Genomic DNA, 25,652 nt, shown 5'->3' with positions numbered 1-25,652 from the left:
ATCTTCCGTGTTCTATTCAACACAGTGACATATTATTGAGACAGGAACGACTTCAAAATACGAATTTAAGGTCAATTATTTCAATTTGTTACGATTGCAAACCGTGGCCCGACACTTGCTCACTACGTTGGTTGTCTCGACAAAGAGACACGAATTGGAGGAGGCGGCACATGAGCGATAGACGAGACATCAGAGTCGGCATCCTCGCCATTCTGGTTGCTGCCCTGTCGGTCGTTGGTTGCCAATCCAACCCTGCGACCACCTCGGTTCGATACGATAATGTCCGATTTATGGATGTGTGGAGCACCTACACACATTGTCTGTCCTCGGATCAAACCCAATCGGCCCTGCTCGATTCACACAAATTACGCGAAGTCAGTCAGGCCCAGGCTTTCCGCGCACCACTCGAAAACTTCCTCCCGACCAAGCTGAAGAGCATGGTGACCCAGCCGGCCTCGAGACTGGCGGTGGACGTTCATGCCATGGCCGCTGCCTGTAGCCTGCATGCTGGGAATCTGGCCGTGTCAGTCGGAGAACATGATCTGGCAAGAAATGAGTTCAGGCTGGTGCTAGAAAACCAGACACAATCCGACTATTCTTACTACACCTCGCAAGCTCGAGAACGGCTGTCGTACCTCGACCTCACACTCCAGGCCGCTCTCCGGTAGTCTCTACGCTTCGCGCAGGTGAGCCCTACTTCCGCTGCGGCGCTTTCCCTTCAAGCAGCTCCTGAAATAACCGCAGATAGATCTCGGCTGATCGAGCCCACGACAAATCTTGCTCCATGCCCGCCCTGACGATGCGGTGCCAATCCGCCTTTTTCCGGTAGATCGACAATGCAAGCAAGAGACAGGTCAAAAGCGAGTCCGCGCTGGTATCCGTAAAGCTGAAACCGGTGACACGCGATCCCTTGAAAGCGCTCGGTGTATAGTTGACCACAGTGTCGGCCAACCCTCCGGTCTTCCTCACGATAGGAACAGTACCATAGCGAAGGCTGTATAACTGACTGAGGCCGCAAGGCTCATAACGGGACGGCATGAGAAACATATCCGCGCCGGCTTCAATCCGATGGGCCAGCCCTTCGTCAAAGACGTTGCGCACCGCGAGTCGCCCAGGATACCGTTCCGCCAACTCACGCACCAGCTGCTCATACTTCACATCTCCGGTCCCGAGAATCACGACCTGCACATCGAGTTCCATCAGTTCCGGAATAATATCGATCACGAGATCGATACCCTTCTGACCGGTCAGTCTCGCAATCACCCCGACAAGCGGCCCCTTGTCGGTACGAAGCTTCAGTTCACGCTGAAGCCCTTTCTTGGATCGCGCCTTTCCGGACATATCGGACAGAGAATACTGGGTCGGCAGGTGGGGATCCTTGGCGGGATTCCAGATCTCAGCATCAATGCCATTCACGATTCCGTGCAGCACGTCCTTCCGCCCGCTGATCACCCCTTCCAGCCCACAACCATATTCTGGCGTCTGAATCTCTTCACTGTACGTGGGACTTACTGTGGTGAGCAGATCGGCGAAGACAAGCCCTCCTTTTAAGAGATTCAGTTTCCCGTAAAACTCAAGCGCAGCGGGGGTAAACAGCTGGGCAGGCAGGCCGGTGAGGGAAAAATGTTCAGCCGGAAATAATCCCTGATATCCCAGATTATGGATGGTCAGCACGCTACGGATATTGCTGAGGGCGGACTTCGCTTGATAGAGCGTCCGCAAGTAGACTGCACACAGGGCGGCTTGCCAATCATGCACATGCAGCAGATCCACCTGCCAGCCGTCCTTTTCACCGAAGTGCACCAACAATTCCATGACGGCCCGACAAAAAAATGCGAACCGCTCGAGATTGTCGGGATAGTCGTGACCGGCCTCCTGGTAGAGACCTGAGCGGGAAAAGAACGCATCGTGGCGAACAGTCAACACTCGCAGGCGTCCAGAACCTGTCACATGCGAATGCGGGCCGGTGCGCTCTTGGATACGCGCCTCTACCAGCCCCTGCGCGGTCGGCACCGCCAACCGGGCATAGTCGACCACCTGATCGCCCAGCGCATCGACCTGTCGATAGGCCGGCAGTAGAACGCAGACATCGTGCCCCAACCTGGCAAACTCAGTCGCGAGGGCTCCGACCACATCGGCGAGTCCGCCCGTCTTCGCAAAGGGTACGACCTCGGAGGACACCATACAGATCTTCAGGGGACGATGATTGGAAGGAGGAGCCATCATAGGAGGAGCCGCCACCACTTACTTCATGGCCGGGGATAATTCGAGTCGCGTCTTGAACTGAGATTCGTACTTCCAGGTCTTGCCGACAGCATGAACCTTCTCGGGCGTCATCGCCTCATGGTACACAAGCGCCTCATCGAGAAACACCAGATACTGGCCACGATCGGCATAGGCCAGGAATAACGCATCGCCCGCGGCAAGCCCCGTCTCCCACCCCTGCGGAGACTCTCCGAGCGCCATGCGCGACTGAGGAATCAGTTGCCCGTCCTGCATCCCGAAGAAATGCGTGAACTGCTGATGGGTATAGGTCGGTTCCCCCCAGGTTTCAAGGAAAGCTCTCGGGGTCAGCTGATGGATTCGATAGTCCCCCTGCTGAACCAGCTGTTTTTGCTGATCCAACGAAGGAAGACTCGAACAGCCCGCCGAGAGGATAGCGACAAGCCACCACCATCCCACAGCAATGATTCGCGCTTGTGTCATCTGAGTAGACCTCCCGTTCCGTCATACACCTGCGTCCGACCGATCAGAGCAACCGTCTGGACCGCGGCTCCACAGGTTTCACCGGCTGGCACACATCGCACTGGCACATCCGCCGAAGAAACGTATAGGAATAGATCCCCGTATCGTGCCCGTCACTCCATGTAAATTGGAACGCATACCGTCCCACCGGCTGCACATCCTGCAACATCATCACCATCGGCACGTCATCCGGTTTCAGCCGAAGCTCTCCCGTCCACTCATCCGTACAGGCGGCGCACGGGCAATGCTGCCGGAGATAACGGACAGGATAGAGCGCCTTGTGCCCGTCACTCCACGTGATGCTCAAGACACCCTTCGCCACCCATTCCATGTCGGTCGGTTCAAACACCGTCTCAGTCATAACAGGCAACACTCCCTTACTAGAAATCCGAAAACACCTGCAACACGCAAACCGGATGCCTTTTTACGCAGGGCTTCCACTGGTCAAAAAATCGACCGGCGGAAGCCGTCGCCCCGCCACCACCGTGACATAACTTTCTATGGCCGACTCGACTTCAGTCCGCACCTGGCCGGCCGCATGCAACCGATTCAAGAGCGCCGGCTGCATATGCAACGCTTGATGGAGAAATGCGACGCTTCCGCGGGACAACGCCGTACAACGAAACGGCTGACGGCTCGCGCACCGCTCGCACACGATCCCCCCGGCCATGGGTGAAAATTGCGGGAGCGGACTTCGATGCACTTGGCCGCAGGTCGCACACTGCTCGGTTTGCGGCCGGAACCCCGTCATCCCCAACAGACGAATCTGGAACAATAAGGTCGTCCATGCCGCGTCCCGACTCTCCAACAACGTGCGTAACCCCGACTCCAACATCTCAAATACCCGCGGCTCCGGATCGCCTTCCGCCATGACGGCACTCACAAGGTTGACCATGCGCCCCGCGGCGGTCATGAGGGTCAGATCGTCTCGAAATTTGGCGAACGGCTCATCCAGCGCGACCTGTGAAATCCGGTAGAGTGAATCGCCGGGCTTCTCAAACAGATCCAGCTGGCAGAGGGTAAAGGGCTCGATCATCCCGCCGAGACGGCTCTTCAACCGACGCGCGCCGCGCGCGACCCCGCGCAACTTGCCTATACGCATCGTATAGAACGTGACGATCCGGTCGGCCTCACCCCACTTTCGGCTGTGCAGCACGATGGCAGCAGTCTTCACCAACGGCATCTCACCACCCAGCGTGAAGGATGACAGGGAAACGAGGAGACCCACCGCGCATCATTATCGAATTTGCTCGAGGAAGATCGTCGCCAGCGTGAGGTAAATAGCAATGCCGGTGATGTCATTGGCCGTCGTCACGAACGGACCGGCGGCGACGGCAGGATCCACGCCCATCCGCTTCAAGACGATCGGCATCACCGTCGCCATACTCGTCGAGACCAGGAACGCCGTAATGAGCGACACACCGACCACCATGCCCAAAAAGACCTGATGCCACAGCCAGCCCACCACCGTCAGCATCAGACTACAGGCAATGCCCATCAAAAAGGCAATCTTCGCTTCGCGAAAGAAAATCTTCCACACGTCGGTGAGTTCCACCAGGCCGGTGGCGAGCCCTCGAATAATCAGCGTGGAGGACTGTAACCCGACGTTGCCCCCCATGGCCGCGATGACGGGGATAAAACTGACGATGGCCACCACTTCCTGAATGGTATACCGGAACATCCACAACAGCATGCCGGACAGAAGGCTCCCGACGAGATTGGTAAAGAGCCAGGGCAGGCGCACACGAGCAGCGGCCATGCTGGAGGACTTGAACATCGCATCCTCTTCGATGGCGCCGGCCATTTTCAACATGTCTTCGGTCGCTTCTTCACGGATGACATCGACGACGTCGTCTACCGTGATGATGCCGACCAATTTGCCGTCTTTCTCCACCACCGGAATGGCCAGCAGGTTGTAGCTCGCGACCTGGCGCGAGACCTCCTCCTGATCCATGTCCACGGCCACGCTGATCAGATCCCGGGTCATGATGTTCTTTAACGGAGTCGCCGGTGGGACGGTCAGTAATTGGCGGAGCGATAACACACCGACAAGCCGGTCCTCCTTGTCCGTTACATAGATGTAGAACACCATTTCCGCGTCGGTGGCCTGCTGCAAGCGACGAATGGCTTCCTGCGCCGTGGCATCCTCGAAGAGCGCGAAAAACTCGGTGGTCATGATGCCGCCGGCCGTGCCTTTGGGATACTTCAGCAGGTCGGCGATTTCAGTGGAGTCCTCCGTCCGCATCAGCGCCAGGATCTCCTTGGCGCGATCGTTCGGAATCACACTCAAAATGTAGGCGATATCGTCGGAACCAAGGTCTTTCAACAACCAGGCGGCATCGGAAGGCAGCAGATCGGACAACACCAGCGTGATGCTCTCGCCGTCCAATTCGCTGAGCACCTGCCCACGCTTGACGTCTCCGCGCACCAGTTCGAAGATTTCTCGTTTTTCTTTCAGTGAGGAAAGATGGTCGATGACGTTGGCAATATCCGCCGGATGCATGCGCGCCAGCATCTTGGCCAGATTGGTGATGGCGCCACGGCGCAGAAGCCGCTGAATGGAGACCAGCCGCACGTCGGGCTTAGCCTGTCCGCCGCCGGCGTCACGAGACGCATCTTTCCCGAGCGGCTCCCGATCAGGAAGTCGCGCAGGCTCGGGCGGTTGGATGGTGAGGTCGTTAATAACCTAACTCCGCAAGCGTTTGTTCGTCTTCCCGCCAGGATTCGCGCACTTTGACCCAGACCTTCAAAAAGACCTTCGTCCCGAACAGGCGTTCCATATCTTCCCGGGCCGCCGTCCCCACCAGCTTGAGACGTTCGCCGTGTTTGCCGATCAGAATGCCTTTCTGCGACTCTTTCTCGACCAGCACCACGGCGCCGATCTTGGTCAATTTCTTGGTCTCGATAAACTCCTCGATCTCGACCGCCACCGAGTGAGGCACCTCTTCGTAGGTCTGCTGCAGAATTTTCTCCCGGATCAGTTCCGCCGCGAGGGTGCGCATCGATTGATCCGTGACCACATCGTCGCCAAACGTCGCCTCACCTTCCGCCAGGAGCGACACCGTCACCGACAACAGGCGATCCACATTGTCCGCGGTTTCCGCCGAGACCGGAACGATTTCCGTCCAGGGGAAAATCCGCAGATACTGCTCCATCAATGGCAACAACCGCGACTTGTTCACCAGATCGACTTTATTGATCACTAGCACCACCGGCCGCGCCTGCTTGGCAACCGCCTGCTTCACATGTTCGATGACGGCGAGATCGCCAGGGCCTGGCTGAGCGGTGGCTTCGACCACCACATACAGCACATCGGCATCGTCGAAGGTGTCCAGTGTCGTGCGCACCATGCGGCGATTCAACAAGTGATGCGGTTCGTGAAACCCAGGCGTATCGAGAAACACAATTTGAGCGCCCTCAACATGCGCCACACCCAGAATCCGCGTCCTGGTGGTCTGCGGCTTGTCGGAGACAATGGCGATTTTTTCTTTCAGCAGACGATTGAGGAGCGTCGATTTCCCGACATTCGACCGTCCGATGATGGCCACACTTCCAAACTTCATGGTGTCCTCACCGTGGGAAACCGTTCCTTCTCTCCAATCGGAGCCAATTGATACACCGTTTCTCCTTTCCGCACATACCCTAACCGCTCCCGAGCCAGTTCTTCGATGCGAGTCGGATCGTATTGCACACGATCCAGATCCGTGCGCAGTTCACCGTTCAACCGCTGAAGCTCGGCCAGCTCCTGATCAAGCTGCTCCGCATGGTCACGCAAATGCAAGTACCGCGAAATCCCCATCTCGCCGAACAACAGGGTTCCCATCATGAGGAACAGCGCTCCGAGCCCCACCCACTTGCCGGCGGAACAGAGCTTCCGTTGCCAATCCAACCAGTCGCGACCCCGGTTCGGCTTGATCATCATCACGGTTAGGCCCTCGATGGGACCGCTGCACGGCCTCGATAGACGGCCGCCGCGCCCAATTCATCCTCAATGCGAAGCAGTTGATTGTATTTTGCGACTCGATCCGTCCTGGACAACGACCCGGTCTTGATCAATCCGCTGTTCGTCGCCACCGCGACATCCGCGATCGTCGTATCTTCCGTTTCCCCCGATCGATGGGAGATGATGGCCGTATACCCGGACCGCTTGGCGAGTTCAATGGCATCCAGAGTCTCCGTCAACGTGCCGATCTGGTTGAGCTTGATCAGGATCGAATTACCGATGCCCTCCGCGATCCCCTTGGCAAAGATCTCGACGTTCGTGACGAAAATGTCGTCGCCCACAAGTTGCACCCGCTTGCCGAGTTTTTCCGTCAGAATCTTCCACCCCTTCCAATCCAGTTCACTCAAGCCGTCTTCAATCGAGAGGATCGGATAACGATCCAACAACTTGCCGTAATAGGCCACCATTTCCTCGGAGGAGCGTTCAGGATTCTTTTCCGCCTCCAGTCGATACCGTCCCTTTTCATAGAGTTCGCTGGCTGCACAGTCTAAGGCCAGCGCGATATCCTGACCGGGGCGATACCCGGCTGCTTCAATCGCTTCCATAATCAGCGCGAGGGCCTCTTCGTTCGATTGCAAATCAGGCGCGAATCCCCCCTCGTCGCCGACAGCCGTATTGAGCCCTTTTTTCTTTAGGAGCGACTTCAGCGTATGAAACACTTCCGTGGCCATCCGCAACGCATCACTGAAGCGGGACGCACCCACCGGCACGATCATAAACTCCTGCAGATCGAGCCGGTTATCCGCATGAGCGCCGCCGTTGATAATGTTCATGAGCGGCACCGGCAACACCCGCGCGTTCGTTCCACCAAGATAGCGATAGAGCGGTTGACCGGTCTCGTTGGCCGCGGCCTTGGCCACCGCCAGAGACACGCCAAGGATGGCGTTGGCACCCAGTTTGCCTTTGGTCTTCGTTCCATCCAGCGCGATCATTTCGTGATCGACAGCCGCCTGATCCAAGGCTTCCATCCCCATGAGGCGCGGAGCGATGGTCTTGCTCACATTCGCCACCGCCTTGGACACGCCTTTTCCCATCCAACGCTTCTTGTCGCCATCCCGCAATTCGATGGCTTCCTTTTCACCGGTCGAGGCGCCTGACGGCACGGCCGCCCGACCATGCGCCCCGCTCTCCAGAAGCACTTCAACTTCCACCGTGGGATTGCCCCGTGAATCGATGATCTGCCGTGCCTTCACGTTCCTGATTCCGCTCATGCTCGTGTCTCCTCCAGATACCCAGACTGAATCTTGACCACTCTGATCACTCTGACTCCTTCACCGAGGGCCACGTCGAAACGCGTGACGCGGCGCCCACCAGTCACTCACCCCTCAGGCCAACGCCTTCTTCAGCAGCTCATTCACTTTCCCGGGATTCGCCTTGCCTCCGGACGCCTTCATCACCTGTCCGACGAGGAACCCCAGCACCTGCTGCTTGCCTTCCTTAAATTGCCCGACCTGGGCAGGATTTTTCTTCAAGACTTCATCAATCATCGTCGCCAAGGCCCCTTCATCGGAAACCTGCGTCAGTCCCTTTTCCTGGACGATCCGGGCCGGCGCCTTACCCGAGGCATAGACATCAGGAAAAATCTCTCGTGCCACCTTAAGGCTGATCACCCCTTGATCCACCAGGGTCAACAACTCGACCAACCGTTCAGGCGTTACGGGAGAAGCGGCCGCTTCAATCCCGGAGTTGTTCAATTCACGCAGCAATTCGCCCATCACCCAATTGCTCACCGTTTTGGGTTGCGGGTACAGTTTCACGCAGGCGTCGAAATACATCGCCAGCGCTTTGCTGGAAGTCAGAATCCCCGCATCATACTCAGGCACGCCGTACTCCGTGATAAATCGCTGTTGCTTGGTCGAGGCCAGTTCCGGCAGTCCCTCGCGCAGTTGCTCGATCCATTCGGACGAAATCTCCATCGGGACCAAGTCAGGGTCTGGAAAATACCGATAGTCATGCGCCTCTTCCTTGCTGCGCATCACAGCGGTTTCCCCGCGCTCGTGATTCCAGAGCCTGGTTTCCTGATAAATCTTCCCGCCCTCGTTGAGCACCTTGGTTTGCCGCTTGATTTCGAAATCAACCGCGTCCTTCACGAACTTGAACGAGTTGATATTCTTCAACTCAACCTTCGTCCCTAACGTGGCCTGCCCAACGGGCCGCAGGGACAGGTTCGGCTCGCAGCGGAAACTCCCCTCTTCCATGTTCCCGTCACAGACATCCAGATACATCAAGAGGTCGCGCAGCGCCTTGAGGTACGCCACCACCTCTTCAGAAGAGCTCAAGTCCGGTTCGGTCACAATTTCCAACAGGGGCGTTCCGGCGCGATTCAGATCCACGAGGCTCATCCCGCTGCCGACCTCGTGCAGATTCTTTCCCGCGTCTTCTTCCAAATGCGCGCGCCGGATGCGCACACGCTTGCGGCTGCCGCCGGCCGCAATTTCAATCCAGCCGTGTTCACAAATCGGCGCTTCGTATTGCGAAATCTGATACCCCTTCGGCAGGTCCGGGTAAAAATAGTTTTTGCGCGCGAAGCGATTCTGCACCCCGATCGTGCCGTTCATCGCCAATCCGGCGCGCACCGCCATCTCCACGGCCTTCTCGTTGATGACCGGCAATGTCCCGGGCAACCCCAAACAGACCGGACAGGTCTGCGAATTCGCCGTGAGGCCGAAGGTCGTGCCGCAGGCACAAAACAATTTCGACTGCGTGCGCAGCTGCGCATGCACTTCCACGCCGATGACGACTTCGTATGCCACGCTCAGCTCTGCTCCCCCTTCGTGAAATGCTCGCGCTCCCGACGCATCGCTTCCCGCCCTGCATCGAACGCATCGCGCAACACGGTTTTCTTCGATTCAATAAAGTCGCGACCTTCTTCGACCGCCCCTTCAAACCGCTCACCCGCTTCGCCGACCAAATCCCGCAGCCCGTCCTCCGCGCGCCGGGCATAGCCGCGCAGCATCTCGCGTGATTCCTGTCCGGTTCGCGGCGCCAACAAGATGGCTGTTACCGCACCCAACGCCGCTCCGCTCAGGAAGCCCAACAATACCGCTGCCGACGATGGACCTTGATTATCCGCCATTGTGATGCCCTCCCTCTTTGAAACGTTCCGTCACCACTTGCTTTGCCGCGCGAAACCCCGCCACTACACTGGCCACATTGGCCAACAACGAACCGCCGGAGCCCCGCACCACACTATGTATCTGATTGACCGATTCGCCGATCTCCCCTACGGCATGCAGCAGGACAGCCGCATGCTCAACCCCGCCACGCGCCTGCTCGGTCACATCATTCAGATTCTGACTCATCGCGCGCAATTCGGTAATTAGCGTCGGCAACTCGACGTTCAACTTCGTCACCAGCTGCTCCGATTCGGCCACCATCTTGCGTATTTGAATCAAGAGCGGGACGAGGTAGCCCACGAGCACCGCAAAGGCAATGGCGACCAGAATCGCGGCGACATCAACAATCATAGGGCCTCCTTGTCAGGCTTACCGAATCGCCGGCCGTTTTGCCCGCCAGTTCGTTCCCTGCTCGTAGGCATGCGCCCCACGCAACAGGGTCTCTTCTTCAAACGGCCGACCGATCAACTGAAAGCCGATCGGCAATCCCGCCTTGCTGAATCCACAAGGCAACGCAATGGCGGGCAGCCCGGCCAGATTCGCCGAAATCGTGTAGATGTCGGACAAATACATCTGCAACGGATCCTGGGCCTTCTCTCCGAACTTGAACGCGGTGGTCGGAGTCACGGGGGTGACGATCAGATCGACCGTCTGGAACGCCGCCTCAAATTCCTGCCGGATCAACGTCCTGACCGCCTGCGCCTTCCCGTAGTACGCGTCATAGTAGCCTGCGCTCAGCACATAGGTCCCCAGCATAATTCGGCGCTTGACCTCCGGGCCGAATCCTTCCGCTCTGGTCTTCAGGTACATGTCCAGGAGATCTTTGCTCTCCGCCGCCCGCAAACCGAACTTCACGCCGTCGTATCGGGCCAGATTTGAGCTGGCCTCGGCGGTGGCGATGACATAGTAGGTCGCGACGGCCGCATCGGTGGTCGGCAACTTGATCTCGCGGATGTCCGCCCCGAGTTCCCGCAGGCCTTCGATAGCCGTACGCACCGCCTGGTCCACTTCCGGATCGAGCCCGTCGGCAAAATACTCGGCGGGCACACCCACCTTCAGCCGTTTGAGATCTTTCCGTTTGAGCGCCTTGAGATAGTCGGGAACCGGCACGTTCGCGGACGTCGAATCGCGCGGATCGTGGCCCGCAATGGCGCCCAATAAGATGGCCGCATCCGTCACATCCTTGGTGATCGGACCGATTTGATCCAGCGAGGAGGCAAAGGCCACCAATCCATAGCGGGACACACGGCCATAGGTCGGTTTCAACCCGACGACGCCGCAGAACGCCGCAGGCTGGCGAATGGAACCGCCGGTGTCGGATCCCAGTGCCGCCACACATTCATCAGCCGCCACGGCCACTGCCGATCCGCCACTTGATCCTCCCGGAACAGTCTGGATATTCCAGGGATTGCGGCTGGCGCCGAAGGCCGAATTCTCGGTGGACGACCCCATCGCAAATTCATCCAAATTGGTCTTGCCGAGCAGGAGATAGTGTTGCGCCCGCAACTTGGCGACCACGGTCGCGTCATAGGGCGGCACGAAGGTGTCGAGCATCCGGGAGGCACAGGTCGTCCGCACGCCTTCCGTGCAGATATTGTCCTTCACCGCCAGGGGCATGGCCATCATCGGCGCGGTTTTCCGCCACCCCTTCAAGGCCTGGTCGAGACGTTCCGCCTGCGCAAGGGCCGCTTCCTTGCACTGCGTCAGATAGGCGTTCACCTTCGGCTCGACCTGCGTCACCCGCAGGAAGTAGGCCCGGACGATCTCCGTCGCCGTGACATCCCCGGCTGTGAACTTCCGCTGCAATTCCGACAGTGTGAATTTGTGTATTAACGTGAGCGACATCAGCGTTTCACTGCCTTACGAGTGATGCGATTCTTACTATCGACTTGGATGATCTTCGGCTTATGCCGCTTGATCTCTTCATCGCTATAGTACTCGTAGCAGAAAATAATAATCTGATCCCCCACTGCCGCCTTGCGGGCGGTCGGCCCATTCAGCACGATCTCGCCTCGCCCCCGCTTTCCCTTCATCGCGTAGGTCATGAACCGTTCGCCGTTGTTGAGATTGGAACAGACGATCGCTTCATAGGGAAGAATGCCCGCCGCGTCCAACAAATCTTCGTCCACCGTGAGACTGCCTTCATACTCCAGGCAGGCCTCGGTCACCGTCGCTCGATGTATCTTTGCCCGCAACATTTGTCGAAACATAGTCGATTGATGCTCCTTCGATCGCTTAGGATTCTTGGATGATTTTCGGAACCCGGAAACACTGCGCCTCCGCATCGGGAGCATTGCTCAACGCTTGCTCGGTGGACAGCGACGCCTGCACCTGGTCCGGACGAAAGACGTTACTCTGCCCCGGCACGGTCGACGTCGGCTCCACGCCCTCCGTGGAAAACGATTTCAACTTTTGCACATAGCCCACGATCTGATTCAGCTGCTGCGAAAAGGCCGTGGTCTCAGCCTCGGTCAGCGCCAACCGCGCCAACTTGGCTACCTTCTCGACTTCCTGTCTGGTAATCTCCATCTCATGCTCTCATTTCTGTATGGATGTTCAACATGGTCTTCCGACAAGGCCGCGGGAAGCCGGGCGACCAAGAACGCAGTGGGAAGCCATGTTCACCATCCGATTATTCCACCGTCACACTCTTGGCAAGGTTCCGCGGCTGATCCACGTCCTCTCCACGCAAGACCGCAATGTGATAGGCCAGCAGCTGCAGCGGAATCGTAAAGAGAATGGGCGACAGCAACGGATGCACATCGGGAATGGTGAAGACCGCGTCGGCGATCTTGCCCAACTCGCGCTCGCCTTCCGCCACAAACGCAATCACGGGGGCCCGGCGCGCTTTCACCTCCATGAGGTTACTGACGGTCTTCTCATAGAGCCGGTCCCGCGGGGCCAACACCACCACCGGCATGTCCTTGTCGATGAGCGCGATCGGTCCGTGCTTCATCTCTCCCGCGGCATAACCCTCCGCATGGATATACGAAATCTCCTTGAGCTTGAGCGCCCCCTCCAGCGCGATCGGATAGTTGATCCCGCGCCCCAGATACAAAAAATCCGATTTCTTGTAATAGCGTTTCGCGATCGCCAGAATCTCCGCTTCCCGGCCAAGCACATGTTTCACCAATGCCGGCAACGTGACCAGGCGATCGAGCCAGGCCTTCCCGTCCGCCACAGTCAGGACACCCCGCACCCGGCCCAGATGCAAGGCCAGCATGTAGAGCGCCGCCAACTGGCTGGTGAAGGCCTTCGTGGAGGCGACGCCGATTTCAGGACCGCAATGGGTGTAGAGCACCCCGTCGGACTCGCGGGCCAGGGTGCTGCCCACCACATTGACGATCGAAACGACACGCGCCCCTTTTTGCTTCGCTTCCCGCGCCGCGGCCAGCGTATCGGCGGTTTCACCCGACTGCGAGATCGTGATGAACAGGTCGTTCTTTTCAATGAGCGGGTCGCGATACCGGAACTCGCTCCCGATATCCACCTGCACCGGCGTGCGAACCATCTCTTCGAGCAGATACTTCCCGACGAGGCCGGCATGCCAACTGGTTCCGCAAGCCACGATCCAAATGCGTCCGACTTCGGCAAACTGTTTCGGCGTCAGTCCGATATCCGGAAGATCCGCCTCGCCGCTCTCATAGGAATAGCGGCCCCGGATGGTATCCAGAATCGTCTGCGGCTGTTCGTGAATTTCCTTCAGCATGAAGTGGGGATACCCGCTCTTTTCAGCGGCAGAGGCATCCCAGGTTACCTTCGTCTTCTTGCGCGTGACGGCCCGGCCGTCGAGATCCGTAAACGTCACCGCTCCGGCCGTGACTTCGACCACGTCGCCTTCTTCGAGAAACGTCACGTCTCTGGTATGGGACAACATCGCCATCACGTCCGAGCCGACGAACGACGCATCAGCCGTGCGACCGATGACCAGCGGACAACCGGACCGGGCCGCGACCAGCATGCCGGGCTCCCGCTCCGAAATCACCGCGATGGCATAACTTCCGCGAATCTCTTTCGCCGTCGCGCGCACCGCATCCGCCAGATGCAGCTTACTTTTCTTCATGTGTGTATCGATCAGGTGCGCCACGACTTCCGTGTCGGTTTCAGACTGAAACTTGTAGCCGTCCTTGACCAGGCGCTGCTTCAGCTCGACGTAATTTTCGATGATTCCGTTGTGCACCAGGACACAACTCTCGGAGCGGTGCGGGTGGGCGTTCTGCTCGGAGGGCTTGCCGTGCGTCGCCCAACGCGTGTGCCCGATGCCGCACATCCCGCCGATGGCCTTCTGCTCCAGCGACTTTTGCAGATTGATCAGCTTGCCGACGCTGCGGCGAATCTCGATCTTCTCCCCGCGCTGAATCGCCACGCCGGCCGAGTCGTACCCGCGATATTCCAGCTTCGACAACCCGTTCAACAAAATTGGTACTGCGTCCTGATTTCCCACGTAGCCAACGATGCCACACATAGGTCGCCGTTACCTCCGTTTTGTACGTTGAACTGCCGGTTGCTTCTTCTTCACGGCACGCGTTGCGGATGTTGCTGCCTTTGCAGTCTTCGCACGCTTCACAGCCTTTGCGGCCTTCACAGGGATTGCGCGCTTCACCGAGGGAGCCGGAGGCGGGACCTGCCCGCTCTGTAACGCGCGCCGCCTGGCCGCCCAACCCTCGCGGGTCACCTGGGGAACCCGGGCAATCACCAATGCATCCTTCGGCACATCCTGCGTCACGGTGGCGCCGGCCGCGATGATGGAACCTTGCCCGACCGTCACCGGCGCAACGAGCTGCACGTCGCTGCCGATGAACACACCGTCCCCGACCACCGTGTGAAATTTCTTATAGCCGTCGTAATTGCAGGTGATCGTTCCGGCGCCGATATTCACTCCCGACCCGATCGTGGCGTCTCCAAGATAACTCAAATGGTTCGCCTTAGAGCCCTCACCGAGTTCCGTCTTTTTCATCTCGACGAAATTGCCGACCTTCGCTTTGCGTCGCGCGATGACACCCGGTCGCAGATGCACAAACGGTCCGAGATGACAGTCCTCCTCCACCTGCGACTCACGCAGAATGCAGTGATCCAGAATCTCCACCCTGTTGCCGATGGCGCAATCCGTAATCCGGGTCCCGGAATGCACGACAACGGATTCGCCGATCACGGTCCGGCCTTCGAGCGTCACGTTCGGATACAACACCGTGTCACGGCCGATGGTCACCTCAGCATCGATCCAGGTCGAGGCAGGATCCCGCATCGTGACACCGGCTTCCAGCCATCGCTCCCGAATCCGCTGGCGAATCACCTGCTCAGCCTCCGCCAATTGCACGCGGCTATTGATCCCGAGTCCCTCGTCGATCGCACGGAGACGCAGAGCCGACACCGTGCGTCCCTGCTGAACCGCCATCTGTACAATATCGGTGAGGTAATACTCGCCTTGCGCATTCCGGGGATCGAGTTTGTCGAGCGCCGGAAAGAGAAACTCGCCGTCGACGACGTACGTCCCGACGTTGATCTCGCGCACGGCCCGTTCGGCCTCAGAGGCGTCCTTGTCTTCCACAATGCTCTGCACCGCGTTGTCCACCGCGCCTTGCAGCCATTCATCGCGACGCCGGCGAATGACCCGTCCGTAGCCGGAGGCGTCGTCGAGCACGGCGGTCAACAGCGTCACCGCAGCACCCTGCGCATCGTGCATCGCCAACAATTCCCGCACCGTCGCTTCCGTCAATAACGGCGTGTCGCCATTGAGGATCAAGTAGCGCGATGGTCTGCGGTGGGCGCCACCGCTGAACACCGGACGCGCCTGCAACACCGCGTGGCCTGTCCCCAATTGCTTGGTTTGCTCGGCGACGGCAACCTGCCCGCCGACCGCTTCAACAACCTTCCTGACTTCCGTCCCCTGGTGGCCGACCACCACCGCCACACCCTGTTCCGCCAGGCCGCAGGCGATATCGAGTACGTACATCACCATCGGCCGGCCCGCGACCGGATGCAGCACCTTGGCGAGCGCCGACTTCATGCGCTTGCCGAGTCCCGCCGCCATGATGATGACACCAAGCCCGGGAATGGAGGATGGCACGGCCTTGTCCTGCGATGAATGAGTCATTGAGTCGTCACCATAAGAAATCGACGCGATGTCCGTCGAGTGCAAGCGCGATCAACCGACCTGCACACCTGCGTCTGGTTGCTTAATAGGCGCCCACGTCTTCCCGCTGGTCTGCGACGTGCCGCCCGATGGAGGAGTCGGCGTGTAGAGTCCCCCCGAGACAATCAGCTTCATGGCCTCTTCCACCGTAATATCCACGGCGATCACTTCACGCTCGGGCACCAGCAAGAAATATCCGGACGTGGGATTGGGCGAGGTCGGTACGTAGACGTGCACCAGCGGATCCGGCGAGAGCTGCTGCATTTCCCCCTTCGTCACCCCGGTCACGAACGCAAAACAATAGTGGCCGTTCTTGGGAAACTGGATCAGCACGACGCGGCGATAACTCTCCCGCTCCGCAAACGACAGAATGTCCATCATCGACTTGATAGTGGAATAGATGCCGCGCACGACCGGCACGCGATTGAGCAATCCCTCCCACTGTCGCACCACATGACGGCCAATAAAATTCGCGGCAAACAGCCCGGTGACAAAAATGAGCAGGATCAGCGCCACGATCCCCAAGCCCGGCACATAGTAGCCGGGGGTCACCAACTGAGCCGTAGCATCGCCGAGAATGCCGTCCAGACTGACGAACAGGGTTTTCAAAATCAGGATGGTCCCCCAGAAGGGGATCATGATCAGCAAACCGGTGAGAAAATAACGTTTGAGTGAAGCTTTCAACATGTGTGGCTGAAGGGCCCTTGGTAGAGCTGCATGATACTGGTCTTTCACCAATCGTCGCAAGCCTTTTCTTGCTATTTTCAATCACTTGGAATAGGATCCCGCCCTCTTGCTCCGTAGTTTTTCAGACCCGAATGATGACGCCACGCAACCGACCACCCCGGGGCCTGTTCATTACCCTCGAGGGAACGGAGGGGTGCGGAAAATCGACCCAGGCCAAACTCCTGGGCGAACACCTCCGGAACCAGGGATACGACACGGTTGAAACCCGGGAGCCGGGCGGCACTCCGCTCGCTGAAAAAATCCGTTCGCTGCTCCTGGATCGCGCCGACGAACCGGTGGCGCCCGAAACCGAGGCGTTTCTGGTCCTCGCCGCGCGCCGGCAACATGTCGCTCAGGTCATCGAACCGGCACTCGCGCGTGGCAGCATCGTGCTCTGCGACCGGTTCATCGACTCCACGCTTGCCTATCAGGGCTATGCGCGAGGACTAGACATCGCCACGCTCGAACGACTCAATCGCCTCGCCGCCCATGCGCTCATGCCGGACCTGACACTGGTGTTCGACCTCCCCGTTTCGACGGGACTGGCGCGACGGCGTTCCGCCGCCGAGTTGAACCGGCTGGATCGCGAGTCTCTCCGGTTTCACCGGAGCGTTCGGACCGGATTTCTCGATCTGGCCAAACGTCACCCCACACGAATCAAGGTCCTGTCCGCAAGGGCATCGAAAGAGACGGTGGCCCACGCAGTCGCCCGGGTCGTCACGCCGATGCTCGGTCACATCCGCCGGGGCGTAGACCACAACAGGCCGGCAGCAAGCCGGCCGTCACCTCAGAAGTCACAGGCTCGCCATGCCATTCGCTGATATCATCGGCCATGACAGCGCCAAAACCTTGCTCCGGTCTGCAATCCTGCAGAATCGGCTTGCGCATGCCTACCTCTTCCATGGCGACGATCGCATCGGCAAACGCCTCCTCGCCCTCCGCCTGGCGCAAGCGCTCCTCTGCGAAACCGTCCCGGACGATCCGACTCCGGATGCCTGCGGCGCCTGCCGGGCCTGCCGCCAGGTGGACGCGCGCACCCATCCGGACTTCATGGTGATCGAGCCGGATCAAGAACTCGCGAATCCCCAAATCAAGATCGAGCTCATTCGCGACATCGAGCACCAGATGATCTATCGCCCGCTGATCGGTGATCGGAAGATCTGCCTGATCGACGACGCGGATCGCATGACGATCGGCGCCGCCAATGCCTTGCTGAAAACGTTGGAAGAGCCGCCCGACCACAGCCTGTTCATTCTGGTGTCGAGCCGACCCTATGCGCTGCCGGCTACGATCCGCTCCCGCTGCCAGGCCCTGCGCCTGACGGCACCCGCGCAAACCCAGGTGGAAGCCGCCGTCATTCTGAAGCGCGAACTGCCTCCCGCCGACGCGCACTTCCTGGCGGTGCTCAGCGACGGACAATTGGGGCGGGCCCTGGAATGCGATCTCGAACAGGCGCGGAACAGCCAGAAGGAATTCGCCGCCATTTTTTCATCCAAAGGCCTCCAGTCGTATGCCACCGTCCTCGCCGCCGCCGAAGCCCTGTCGAAAGAAGAGCGTGGACCGGAAGCCTTCGACTGGCTGCTACGTTGGCTGCGCGATGTGCTCCTGGTTGCCGTCGGCGCCGGCTCCGATCATGTGCTCAATCTGGATCAAAAGGCCGGCATGCAGGCGCTGGCCGAACGCATCGACATCGACGAACTGCTGGACCTGATCAACGATCTCGAAAAACTGGAGCGGCAGGCCCATCGGAACCTGAACGTGCAGATGGCGCTTGAAACCATCTTGCTGCGGGTCCGTCACCTGCTGACGCCTCAGGACACCGCCGACACGCCGCGATAAGCTAGCTTTCACCGCAGGCATCTTGCTATCTTCGTTCGAAAATATATGAACAAGCGCGACACCTTCTACATCACGACGCCGATCTACTACGTCAACGACGTCCCTCACATCGGCCACGCATATACGACCGTCGCCGCCGACGTGCTCGCCCGCTACTGGCGATTACGTGGACGCGACGTGTTTTTCCTGACCGGTCTGGATGAACACGGGCAGAAGGTCCAGCAGGCCGCGGCCAAAGCCGGTATCGACCCGCAAGCCCACTGCGACCGCCTCGCGCCGCAGTTCACAAACCTCTGGCAACGGTTGAACATTTCCAATGACGCCTTCATCCGCACCACGGATAAACAACATCAAGCCGTGGTTCAACGATACCTTCAACAGCTGTACGATAAACAGCTGATTTACAAGGCAGACTACACGGGATGGTATTGCACGTACGATGAGCGGTTCTGGACGGAAAAGGATGTCGCCGATGGCCTCTGTCCGGATTGTAAACGTTCCATCGAACGACTGAGTGAGCACAATTATTTTTTCAAGATGGGGCAGTATCAGGAACGGCTGATCGACCACATCCGAACCCACGAGGATTTCATTCGCCCCGTCTCCCGGCGGAACGAAGTACTGGGATTTCTGCAGACTCAAAAGCTGGGCGATCTCTCGATCTCACGTCCGAAATCCCGCCTCTCCTGGGGCATCGAACTTCCGTTCGACAAAGACTACGTCACCTACGTTTGGTTCGATGCGCTGGTCAATTACGTGTCCGCCCTGGAATACAAATCGGGACTCGAGCGATTCTGGCCGGCCAATGCCCATCTCGTGGGCAAGGACATCCTCACCACCCACGCGGTCTACTGGTCCACGATGTTGATGGCGCTGGAGCGCCCGCTGCCTCACTCGATTTTTGCGCACGGCTGGTGGACCGTCGATGGCGAGAAGATGTCCAAGAGCCGGGGCAACGTTGTTGATCCCAACGCCATGATCGATCAGTTCGGCGCGGATGCGTTCCGCTACTTCCTGTTGCGCGAAGTGCCGTTCGGACAGGACGGAGATTTCTCGGAACAAGCATTGGCAAGACGAGTAAACAGCGATTTAGCCAATGGGATCGGTAATTTGCTAAGCCGCACTTTGACGATGATCGAGCGTAATTGTTCAGGTTCGATTCCTACAGTGCCGACGGATTACCTGGACAGCGAGGCGGCAAGGGCAAAATATCCGCTGCTCGTTCACGTAAAAGAATCGCTCCGCACATTAGAAGACTGCCTCGACGAGTCTTATGAGAGCCTTGCCTTCAATAATCTTCTCCTCCACATCACAAGTCGAGTTTCGGAGGTCGATACCTTCATCGATAAGCACGAGCCGTGGAAGCTCGCGAAAGACCCCGACAAGCGGGATGAGCTGGAAATCGTCTTGTATACAGCCGCTGAATGCCTACGAATCCTTGGCCTATACGTTTACCCCGTTATGCCTAGCACAGCTAAAAATCTAGCCGAGCAGTTAGGAATTAGTCTCGACTTCAACTCACCGTTGCTGCGCCAGAAAATCACTTGGGGTTCGCTTCCAGGCGGCACCAAAATCCGCAAAGGAAATGCATTGTTCCCAAGAATCGCGGTTGCAGAAGCTGCCACAAATATTCTTACTGGTCATGAAGCGAAATTATCCAAACCACAAGGAGCCAAACCCGTGAGCGAGACACCTGCATCTCCGCAGCCAGCCCCTGTGACTCCGAGCCCCGCTGCAGCCCCAAGCCCGGCCCCTGCGACCGCCGCCCCCGCTGCCGCGCAACCGGCGCAGATCGGCATCGACGACTTCATGAAAATCCAACTGAAGGCGGCGAAAGTCTTGTCGGCGGAGCGGGTTCCGAAATCCGAAAAGCTGCTCAAGCTCCAGGTCAGCCTTGGCAGCGAACAGCGACAGATCGTCGCCGGTATCGGCAAAAAGTACGAGCCGGAAACACTGATCGGAAAAACCATCGTCATCGTAGCGAATTTGAAACCGGCCAAACTGATGGGCATCGAATCTCAGGGCATGGTCCTCGCGGCGGGCGACAGCGAAGTGCGCGGACTCGCCACCTTCATCGAAGATGTGGAGCCCGGCACCAAAGTGAAATGAGTCGCCCCTTCTTCATCCGACTGATCGGCACCTGCCTTCTCGTGCTGCTGAGCAGTGCGGGCGCGGCGTTCACGCCTGACCCCTCCGACTCCGAGCTCGAAAGCAAAACCCACTACAACGATCCCCTCCCCACCACCGTGCTCGTGCGAGTCGTTGCGCACCGCTCGTTGGTCCTGGGCCACGACGTCGGCGGCGCGCGCGTCACGATTACCGATATGGCGAGCGGGCAACTCCTGGCCTCCGGCCTGCAACAGGGAGAACCGGGCGACCAGACTCAGATCATGCGCACGCCGCACCTCATGGACGAACCGGTCTACAGCGGCCGTCCGGCGGCGTCCTTCTCCACCACGCTCGAACTCACGCGCCCGACGCTCGTGGAAATCACCGCCGAGGGACCACTGGCCTATCCCAAAGCCCTGCAGCGCGCGAGCACGACGGTCCTCCTGATCCCCGGCCACGACCTGACGAGCGACGGCATCGTGCTACACCTCTATGGCTACCTGGTGCAGGTCGAACATCCGAAACCCGGTGAGCCCCTCATCGCCAAAGAAGATGTCATGCTGCGGGCGTCGGTGCGCACGCTCTCGGGAGCGCTGGTCCGCCCGCATAGCGACTGGGATTCACGAAAGATTCACATCTACGCGGAACTCCTGATCGGCGACCGCGTCGTCGAGCGCCTGCAAATGTTTTATGCGGGCGAGAAGAGCCGCTTCGAAGCGCCATTCTTCGTGCCGATGTCCAAAGACGCGCCCGACGGCATCACGCTGCGCGTCATCGCGGCAGATACCGCGACCGGCAACTTCGGCATGGGAGCGGCTCAATACCCGGTGCTGTCTGAGCGGCTCCGGCCCAGGAAGAATTGACCCGTTGCATGATCTATTACATGATATGGTGATATCGTGGCCCGGTGATTGGATGAAGGACCAGAAGCTCCTTTCAATCACCAGGTCTCCCAACTACTCAATCATACGTCCTGCTTATGGATCCTAAACAACGGCAATTTTCCATCTGGTACATGTTCATCGCCCTCTGGGTGCTGATCCTGCTTCAGACGTTTCTCCCCTCGTTCTTCAACCCGACTGAAATACCTTACAGCGAGTTCAAAGAATCCGTGGCGGCGGGCAAGGTCACCGAAGTCGCGGTCTCTCCGCAGATCATTCACGGGAAACTGAAAGAGGACAAGGTCTTCCACACGATTCGTATCGAAGACCCGGACCTGCTCAAGAATCTTGCGGAACATCAGGTGAAGGTCACCGGCGTCATCGAGAGCACGTTGTTCCGCGACGTGTTGTCCTGGATCGTGCCGATCGTCCTCTTCTTCGGCGTCTGGTGGTTCCTCTTGCGCCGCATGGGACAGAGCCAGGGCTTCATGACAGTCGGTCAGAGCAAAGCCAAGATCTACGTGGAGAAGGAAGTGAAGGTGACGTTTGCCGACGTGGCCGGGGTGGACGAGGCCAAGCAGGAGCTGGAAGAGATCATCGAGTTCCTCAAGACACCGGAAAAGTTTCGTCGGCTGGGCGGCAAGATCCCCAAAGGCATCCTGCTGGTCGGCCCGCCGGGTACCGGAAAAACCCTTCTGGCGAAGGCCGTGGCAGGAGAAGCAGGCGTGCCGTTCTTCTCCATCAGCGGCTCGGAATTCGTGGAGATGTTCGTCGGCGTCGGCGCGGCCCGCGTGCGGGACCTCTTCGAGCAGGCCAAGGGCAAGGCGCCCTGCATCATTTTCCTCGACGAGCTCGACGCGCTAGGCAAGGCTCGCGGAGTCGGCCCGATGGCCCATGAAGAACGGGAACAGACCTTGAATCAGTTGCTGGTCGAAATGGACGGCTTCGATTCACGCGTCGGGGTCATTCTCGTGGCCGCCACCAACCGCCCAGAAATTCTGGACCCCGCGCTGCTGCGGGCCGGGCGATTCGATCGGCAAGTGCTCGTAGACCGGCCGGATAAGATCGGGCGACTCGCGATTCTGAAAGTCCATGCCCGCACCATCACGATTGCCAATCAGGCGGATCTGGAAACGATCGCCGCCATGACGCCCGGCTTTGTCGGCGCCGATCTGGCTAATCTGCTGAATGAAGCGGCGTTGCTCGCAGTCCGGAGAGGCAAAGACACCGTCAGTCTGTCCGAGTTGCAGGAAGCCGTGGAGCGCGTCATCGGCGGACTCGAAAAGAAAAACCGCGTCCTCAATAAAATGGAACGAGCCCGGGTCGCCCATCACGAGGTCGGCCATGCGTTGGTGGCCATGTCCATCCCGGGCGGCGATGCGGTGCACAAGATCTCAATCATTCCACGAGGTATTGCCGCGCTCGGATACACCATGCAGCTCCCGACCGAAGACCGGTTCCTCATGACCGTGTCGGAACTCAAGAACCGAATCGCGATCCTCTTGGGTGGTCGGGCGGCGGAAGAAGTCATCTATGGCGAAGTCTCGACCGGCGCGCAGGACGATTTACGAAAGGCCACCGATATCGCCAAGAGCATGGTGAAAGCCTACGGTATGAGCGAGAAACTCGGCCAGGTGAGCCTGGAGCGGGATCGGCAATCCATCTTCCTGCAGACCGGTCCCTCGCAGACACCGGGAGACTATAGCGAACAAACCTCCCGTGAAATCGATTGTGAGGTCCGGGTGTTGATCGATGAACAGTACGAACATGCGCGCAATCTCATCACATCCCAGGAGGCCATCCTGCGGAAGGCGGCACAGGTGCTGCTCGAAAAAGAAACGATCAGCGGAGAAGAACTCAAAACACTCGCCGCATCGCACTGACGGTCTGAACTGAAACGCGACCGCCACGTCCGACAGCACGATCCAACCGTCACTGCAACGCGTCCCTCCCGCTCCCGCAACAGGACCGTGACAACGTCTTGCCCCCGTCGGTCTCTCATGAGACACTGACTACGATGGTTCCTCACACCTACCATGAACTCCGCTCCCGATTGAGGATTGCGCTCGCCCTCAACGCCGTCATCATCGTCGCGGAATTTGTCGGCGGCTTCCTCACGAACAGCATCGGTCTGATCGGAGACGCGGGCCACAACCTCGTCGATCAGGGCTCCCTGTTCCTGGCGTTATACGCGCACATCCTGACGGCGCGCCCCGCCACCGACAGCCGGACCTTCGGGTATCACCGGGCCGGCATCGTGGCCGCATTCCTCAACTCCTTTATCCTGCTGCTCACTGCCGTCGGCATCACGATCATGAGCGCCCAGCGCATCCTGACTCCTGTCCCGATTCCCGGCGGCTGGGTCATGCTCATCGCCCTCATCAGCTTTGTCGCCAATCTGTCGATCGCACTCCTGCTCCAGCACGGGGCGAAAGACGACCTCAATATCCGCAGCGCCTTCTGGCACATGCTGAGCGATGCCTGGGTCTCATTAGGGGTCGTGGTGAGCGGAGGGGCCATCATGCTGACCGGCTGGTCCGTCCTCGACCCGTTGGTAAGCCTCTTCGTCGTGCTGGCGATCGTTCGAGGCGCCTGGCCGCTCTTTAAAGAATCACTTGAGGTCCTCCTGGAGTCCACCCCGCCCGGCGTCAGCCCCGCGCAGGTCGCCGCCACCATCGAATCCATTCCCGGTGTGAAGAATGTCCATGACCTGCACATCTGGGCGGTTGAGCCGCGCCTCATCATGATGACCACGCATGTGCAAGTCGACGGAGACGATGAAGCCCTCACCAGCGAATTGCTCCACACCATCCGAGAGCGCATCACAACCGACTTCGGCATCAAGCATCTGACGATCCAGCTCGAAACCGAATGCTGCCATCCCGAAGCCGTCCACTGCGACCTCTCGAAACTCCACGACCAGCATTCCCATCCCGAGTTTCTGCACAGCCACCATTAACCGGATGGTCGGAATCGTCGGAATTTTGAAGCGCCCGCTATACCTCCCTCAGCCCCGACAGTTACAATAGCCGCATGACTCAGCCGCAGACACTCCCGGTTCCCTTTTACGTCCTGTGCGGATCGCTCGGCGCCGGCAAGACGACGCTGCTCATGCGCCTCCTCGAATTCTGGAACAGCCAGGGCCATAAGGTCGGCGTGCTCATGAACGAGGCGGGCGAAGTCAGCATCGACGGGCCGCGCGCGGGCACGATCGCGGAGCAAGTTCTCAATCTTGCCGGCGGCTGCATCTGTTGCGACACCAAAGACGATTTGGCCTGGAGCATCACCCAGCTCGTGCAGGACTACCAATCCACGGTGATCGTGCTGGAATGCTCCGGCATGGCGGACCCGGCGGAAGTGGTCGATGCCGTGACGGATGCCTACGTATCACGCATCGCGAAGCTTGAACGGATCTTCGCAATGTTGCATCCCGTGCCCCTGCCCGATACCGGCATGGCGGAACTCGTGACCCGTAACGCGATTCGTTACGCCGATGACTTGATCCTGAATAAACGGGATCTCTACATCCCCGGTCATTGGGAGCAATTTCGCGAGACCATCACCCATCACAATCCGTATGGACGAATCTGGGAAACCAACCACGCGCGGCTCGACATTTCCGCGTTGCTCGCCGCGCCGGCGACACGCACAGTGCCGACCAACGTGTCGTTCGGGAAACCGCCCACAGCGGACGAGAGGCACGACGCGCGCGCACCTCATCACCCGATGGTGACCACGGTGCGGCTACCAAAGCCGCTCGACCGCAAAAAGTTCATGGAATGGACGAAGTCGTTGCCGGAGGGAATGGAGCGAGCGAAGGGATTTTTTCGGTTTGCGGGAGAACCCGAACTGCAGGAGTTTCAGTTTTTTCCGCCGCGCACCAGCACGGTCGCGCCGGTCATGTTGCTCGATGAACCGGACCATGTCGTGGTCTTGATCGGACGTGCCTACGACCAGGAAGGCTGCCGCGCCTCCCTCCTCGCCTGCCTCGCTTCATAACATTGTCAGGAGATCGAACCGGCTGAGGACTGTCGCACAGCGGCGGGAGCCATGCGCTCAGCACGCGGCCTGAATCGAGACCAACGGGTGAGCGACCAGGC

26 protein-coding genes (1 of these 26 running past the window's edge) are annotated in these 25,652 nt (G+C 59.0%); 8 read left to right on the top strand and 18 right to left on the bottom strand.

What is annotated here, in order from left to right; translation table 11 throughout:
- The first annotated feature begins 170 nt into the window (after positions 1-170).
- On the top strand, positions 171-668 hold the full coding sequence (locus NSND_RS20555; RefSeq protein ID WP_080880770.1) for a hypothetical protein: 498 nt from the start codon (positions 171-173) through the stop codon (positions 666-668).
- A 25-nt stretch (positions 669-693) separates the two neighbouring features.
- Here NSND_RS20555 and glgA read toward each other — a convergent pair whose 3' ends face one another.
- From glgA to NSND_RS20470, 17 genes are all read right to left on the bottom strand, one after another.
- Positions 694-2,184 carry a glycogen synthase GlgA gene (gene glgA / locus NSND_RS20550; protein WP_159450921.1) on the bottom strand — a complete coding sequence of 497 codons (1,491 nt, stop codon included), beginning with the start codon at positions 2,182-2,184 and terminating at the stop codon, positions 694-696.
- 60 nt (positions 2,185-2,244) lie between these two features.
- Positions 2,245-2,706 (bottom strand): hypothetical protein, encoded by a 462-nt coding sequence (locus NSND_RS20545; RefSeq protein ID WP_080880768.1) that lies wholly within the window; start codon positions 2,704-2,706, stop codon positions 2,245-2,247.
- A gap of 43 nt (positions 2,707-2,749) precedes the next feature.
- Positions 2,750-3,106 carry a gamma-butyrobetaine hydroxylase family protein gene (locus NSND_RS20540; protein ID WP_080880767.1) on the bottom strand — a complete coding sequence of 119 codons (357 nt, stop codon included), beginning with the start codon at positions 3,104-3,106 and terminating at the stop codon, positions 2,750-2,752.
- Between the two features lie 63 nt (positions 3,107-3,169).
- Positions 3,170-3,973 (bottom strand): DNA repair protein RecO, encoded by an 804-nt coding sequence (gene recO / locus NSND_RS20535; RefSeq protein WP_080880766.1) that lies wholly within the window; start codon positions 3,971-3,973, stop codon positions 3,170-3,172.
- A 9-nt stretch (positions 3,974-3,982) separates the two neighbouring features.
- A complete protein-coding gene (mgtE, locus tag NSND_RS20530) occupies positions 3,983-5,320 on the bottom strand; it encodes a magnesium transporter (protein WP_013249431.1) in 1,338 nt (445 codons plus the stop codon).
- Positions 5,321-5,423: 103 nt separating this feature from the next.
- Positions 5,424-6,308: a GTPase Era gene (era, locus tag NSND_RS20525; RefSeq protein WP_080880765.1), complete on the bottom strand. Its 885-nt coding sequence runs from the start codon at positions 6,306-6,308 to the stop codon at positions 5,424-5,426.
- On the bottom strand, positions 6,305-6,667 hold the full coding sequence (locus tag NSND_RS20520) for an FtsB family cell division protein (RefSeq protein ID WP_235000352.1): 363 nt from the start codon (positions 6,665-6,667) through the stop codon (positions 6,305-6,307). Before NSND_RS20520 ends, era begins: the two co-directional genes overlap by 4 nt.
- 5 nt (positions 6,668-6,672) lie before the next feature.
- Positions 6,673-7,959, bottom strand: a complete 1,287-nt coding sequence (eno, locus tag NSND_RS20515; protein WP_080880764.1) for a phosphopyruvate hydratase — start codon at positions 7,957-7,959, stop codon at positions 6,673-6,675.
- A 114-nt stretch (positions 7,960-8,073) separates the two neighbouring features.
- Positions 8,074-9,501 carry an Asp-tRNA(Asn)/Glu-tRNA(Gln) amidotransferase subunit GatB gene (gene gatB, locus NSND_RS20510; RefSeq protein WP_080880763.1) on the bottom strand — a complete coding sequence of 476 codons (1,428 nt, stop codon included), beginning with the start codon at positions 9,499-9,501 and terminating at the stop codon, positions 8,074-8,076.
- Between the two features lie 2 nt (positions 9,502-9,503).
- Entirely contained in the window at positions 9,504-9,824 is a 321-nt protein-coding gene (locus NSND_RS20505; RefSeq protein ID WP_080880762.1) for a YtxH domain-containing protein, read from the bottom strand.
- Positions 9,814-10,215, bottom strand: coding sequence for a DUF948 domain-containing protein (locus NSND_RS20500; protein WP_080880761.1), 402 nt, complete (start codon positions 10,213-10,215; stop codon positions 9,814-9,816). Before NSND_RS20500 ends, NSND_RS20505 begins: the two co-directional genes overlap by 11 nt.
- An 18-nt stretch (positions 10,216-10,233) precedes the next feature.
- A complete protein-coding gene (gene gatA / locus NSND_RS20495; protein WP_080880760.1) occupies positions 10,234-11,709 on the bottom strand; it encodes an Asp-tRNA(Asn)/Glu-tRNA(Gln) amidotransferase subunit GatA in 1,476 nt (491 codons plus the stop codon).
- Positions 11,709-12,074, bottom strand: coding sequence for an aspartate 1-decarboxylase (panD, locus tag NSND_RS20490; protein ID WP_080880759.1), 366 nt, complete (start codon positions 12,072-12,074; stop codon positions 11,709-11,711). Before panD ends, gatA begins: the two co-directional genes overlap by 1 nt.
- A 25-nt stretch (positions 12,075-12,099) precedes the next feature.
- The gene (gene gatC, locus NSND_RS20485; RefSeq protein WP_013249441.1) at positions 12,100-12,393 is read right to left on the bottom strand and encodes an Asp-tRNA(Asn)/Glu-tRNA(Gln) amidotransferase subunit GatC; all 294 of its coding nucleotides are present in this window, start codon (positions 12,391-12,393) and stop codon (positions 12,100-12,102) included.
- Between the two features lie 103 nt (positions 12,394-12,496).
- On the bottom strand, positions 12,497-14,329 hold the full coding sequence (gene glmS, locus NSND_RS20480) for a glutamine--fructose-6-phosphate transaminase (isomerizing) (protein WP_080880758.1): 1,833 nt from the start codon (positions 14,327-14,329) through the stop codon (positions 12,497-12,499).
- A 9-nt stretch (positions 14,330-14,338) separates the two neighbouring features.
- Entirely contained in the window at positions 14,339-15,958 is a 1,620-nt protein-coding gene (gene glmU, locus NSND_RS20475; RefSeq protein WP_080880757.1) for a bifunctional UDP-N-acetylglucosamine diphosphorylase/glucosamine-1-phosphate N-acetyltransferase GlmU, read from the bottom strand.
- A 51-nt stretch (positions 15,959-16,009) separates the two neighbouring features.
- Complete coding sequence (locus NSND_RS20470; RefSeq protein WP_080880756.1) at positions 16,010-16,684, bottom strand: DUF502 domain-containing protein; 675 nt, start codon at positions 16,682-16,684, stop codon at positions 16,010-16,012.
- Between the two features lie 131 nt (positions 16,685-16,815).
- Between NSND_RS20470 and tmk the strand changes: the two genes are divergently transcribed.
- From tmk to NSND_RS20435, 7 genes are all read left to right on the top strand, one after another.
- On the top strand, positions 16,816-17,544 hold the full coding sequence (gene tmk / locus NSND_RS20465; RefSeq protein WP_080880755.1) for a dTMP kinase: 729 nt from the start codon (positions 16,816-16,818) through the stop codon (positions 17,542-17,544).
- Positions 17,531-18,562: a DNA polymerase III subunit delta' gene (gene holB, locus NSND_RS20460; protein ID WP_080880754.1), complete on the top strand. Its 1,032-nt coding sequence runs from the start codon at positions 17,531-17,533 to the stop codon at positions 18,560-18,562. Before tmk ends, holB begins: the two co-directional genes overlap by 14 nt.
- A gap of 45 nt (positions 18,563-18,607) precedes the next feature.
- Complete coding sequence (gene metG / locus NSND_RS20455) at positions 18,608-20,671, top strand: methionine--tRNA ligase (RefSeq protein WP_080880753.1); 2,064 nt, start codon at positions 18,608-18,610, stop codon at positions 20,669-20,671.
- A complete protein-coding gene (locus NSND_RS20450; protein ID WP_080880752.1) occupies positions 20,668-21,534 on the top strand; it encodes a hypothetical protein in 867 nt (288 codons plus the stop codon). The genes metG and NSND_RS20450 overlap by 4 nt, the downstream gene beginning before the upstream one ends.
- 116 nt (positions 21,535-21,650) lie before the next feature.
- Positions 21,651-23,435 carry an ATP-dependent zinc metalloprotease FtsH gene (ftsH, locus tag NSND_RS20445; RefSeq protein ID WP_080880751.1) on the top strand — a complete coding sequence of 595 codons (1,785 nt, stop codon included), beginning with the start codon at positions 21,651-21,653 and terminating at the stop codon, positions 23,433-23,435.
- Positions 23,436-23,569: 134 nt separating this feature from the next.
- Complete coding sequence (locus NSND_RS20440; protein WP_080880750.1) at positions 23,570-24,511, top strand: cation diffusion facilitator family transporter; 942 nt, start codon at positions 23,570-23,572, stop codon at positions 24,509-24,511.
- A gap of 74 nt (positions 24,512-24,585) precedes the next feature.
- Positions 24,586-25,551 (top strand): CobW family GTP-binding protein, encoded by a 966-nt coding sequence (locus NSND_RS20435; RefSeq protein WP_080880749.1) that lies wholly within the window; start codon positions 24,586-24,588, stop codon positions 25,549-25,551.
- A gap of 5 nt (positions 25,552-25,556) precedes the next feature.
- On the opposite strand, the gene NSND_RS20430 is transcribed toward NSND_RS20435, so the two are convergent.
- Positions 25,557-25,652, bottom strand: partial view of a phosphatase PAP2 family protein gene (locus NSND_RS20430; RefSeq protein WP_143833644.1) — the 3' end only. It continues 522 nt past the right edge of the window; only the last 96 of its 618 coding nucleotides appear in the window; its start codon lies off the right edge, out of view; its stop codon occupies positions 25,557-25,559.

Source organism: Nitrospira sp. ND1, assembly GCF_900170025.1.
Taxonomy (GTDB): domain Bacteria; phylum Nitrospirota; class Nitrospiria; order Nitrospirales; family Nitrospiraceae; genus Nitrospira_A.
This window is presented reverse-complemented; position numbering and strand designations above follow the sequence as displayed.